Genomic DNA, 2,381 nt, shown 5'->3' on the forward strand with positions numbered 1-2,381 from the left:
TTGTATCAAAACAATTTATTATGCTTATAAATAAAAAACGTCAAATTAAAGGGCTAGATATTCTGACTACATTTTTAACTTATATAACTCTCGGTCTAGCTTTTGGGTCATTTTATTATATTTTAAATCTAATGTCTCAAAAAAATCTCTTTATGGGAGTTGAAAAGCCATCTACATTTGATTTAGAGAATTTTTTAAATCATCTCTATATAAGTTTAGGTAGTTTAACTACTGTCGGTTCAGGAAGTATATCTCCGCTAAATGCGTATATCAGATTACTCTGTGTTTTAGAAACTATTTTGGGTATATTTTTAACTAGCTTCTCTTTAGGATTTATTTTTTCAGCTCTTGGAGCAACTTTACCATCTCCTTCAGAGGATAGTGATACAGATACATCTACTGACAATATACCTACTAAAAAATTCCATTTATTGTGGGGTACTGTAGACTTTATAAAAAGAATAAAAATGGACTTAAATGAGGTTGAAAATCCCTCTAAGAATTAACACAGCCAAATAAAATTTTGATAATAAAAATATTTTTAAATAAAATATTGACAAAACAAAAAAATTATATTATTATTAGTTTGTAATAGTTACAAATAAAAAATAATTACAATTAATAGGAGGTTATAACATGTCACTAATTGGAAAAAATATTGGAGAGTTTAAAGCGCAAGCTTACCACAACAACAATTTCATTGAGGTTACTAATGAATCTATAAAAGGGAAATGGTCAGTATTCTTCTTCTACCCTGCAGATTTCACTTTTGTTTGTCCTACTGAGTTAGGTGATTTAGCTGATAATTATGAGAAGTTTAAAGAGATCAATTGTGAAATATACTCTGTTTCAACTGATACTCACTTTGTTCATAAAGCATGGCATGATACTTCTGATACTATAAAGAAAATACAGTATCCTATGGTTGCTGACCCTACAAGAAAGATATCAGAAATGTTTGGTGTTTTAATTCCTGAGGAGGGATTAGCTTTAAGAGGAAGCTTTGTTGTAAATCCTGAAGGTAAAATAGTGGCTTATGAGATACATGACTTAGGAATTGGTAGAGATGCTGGAGAGCTTTTAAGAAAGGTTCAAGCTGCACAATTTGTTGCTGAGCATGGTGGAGAGGTTTGTCCAGCAAAATGGAAGCCTGGATCAGAAACTTTAAAGCCATCTTTAGATTTAATCGGAAAAATTTAGACTTCTTTGAAAGGCACTATCCAGTGCCTTTCAGTTTTTAATAATATATATAATTAGAGGTGAACTATGGAGAAAATATATGATTTAATTATTATAGGTGGAGGTCCCGCTGGTTTATCAGCTGGTATATATGCTGGTAGAGCTCAACTGGATGTCCTTATTATAGAAAAAGATTCCCTTGGAGGACAGATTATTACGACCTCTGAAGTTGTCAATTACCCAGGAATTAAGGATATTTCTGGTCATAACTTAGGTGAAAAAATGAGAGAACAAGCTCTTGGATTCGGTGTAGAGTTTTTAAAATCAGAGGTTATAGATGTAAATTTTAAGGAAGATATTAAGGAGATAATTACAGAGTCAAAAACATATAGAACCTTAAGTGTGATTATTGCCACTGGTGCTAATCCAAGAACTCTTGGTTTCCCTGGGGAAGCTGAGTTCAAAGGTAGAGGAGTGGCTTATTGTGCCACTTGTGATGGACAGTTCTTCACTGGTTTAGATGTTTTTGTTATTGGAGCTGGTTTTGCCGCTGCTGAAGAGGCTATTTTTTTAACTAAATTCGCAAAAAAAGTTACAATTATAGCTAGAGAACCTGAGTTTACATGTGCTAAATCAATAGCTGAAAAAGTTTTAAATCATCCTAAAATTGAGGTTAAATTTAACTCTCAAATTGTTGAGGCAACTGGTGATACCACTCTTAGAAAAGCTATTTTTAAAGATAATATCACAGATAAGACTTGGGAATATCGTGCTCCAGACAATAGTTCTTTTGGAATTTTTGTTTTTATTGGATATAAACCACAAAGTGATCTCTTTAAAAATCATGTAACTTTAGATTCCAATGGCTATATCATCACCGATGAAAATATGGAAACAGATATTAAAGATGTTTATGCCGTTGGTGATATCAGACCTAAAAAATTGAGACAAGTTGTTACGGCAGTAGCTGATGGAGCATTGGCAGCAACAGTTTTAGAAAAAAATGTAAATGAAAAAAGAGTGATATTAAATCTAAAAAGAGAGACAAAAGAGACTGCTAAAACTTCTGATATTTCAAATGAGAGAAGTGATTCAAAATTTTTAGATGAAGGTATTATATCTCAATTAAAAGGTATTTTTGATAAATTTCAAAATAGTGTGAAAATAGTCTCTATTTTAAATGACAGTGAGCTCTCTCAAAA

At 31.6% G+C, this 2,381-nt stretch carries 3 protein-coding genes; all 3 read left to right on the forward strand.

What is annotated here, in order from left to right; all coding sequences use genetic code 11:
* Window positions 1-506: potassium channel family protein (locus ACMOUI_RS12995; protein ID WP_418966122.1), on the forward strand; the 506-nt coding region annotated here is incomplete at its 5' end.
* Between the two features lie 130 nt (window positions 507-636).
* A complete protein-coding gene (ahpC, locus tag ACMOUI_RS13000) occupies window positions 637-1,200 on the forward strand; it encodes an alkyl hydroperoxide reductase subunit C (RefSeq protein WP_418966123.1) in 564 nt (187 codons plus the stop codon).
* 66 nt (window positions 1,201-1,266) lie between these two features.
* Window positions 1,267-2,381: FAD-dependent oxidoreductase (locus tag ACMOUI_RS13005; protein WP_418966124.1), on the forward strand; the 1,115-nt coding region annotated here is incomplete at its 3' end.

This window comes from Cetobacterium sp. (assembly GCF_048470075.1).
Classification (GTDB): Bacteria; Fusobacteriota; Fusobacteriia; order Fusobacteriales; family Fusobacteriaceae; genus Cetobacterium_A.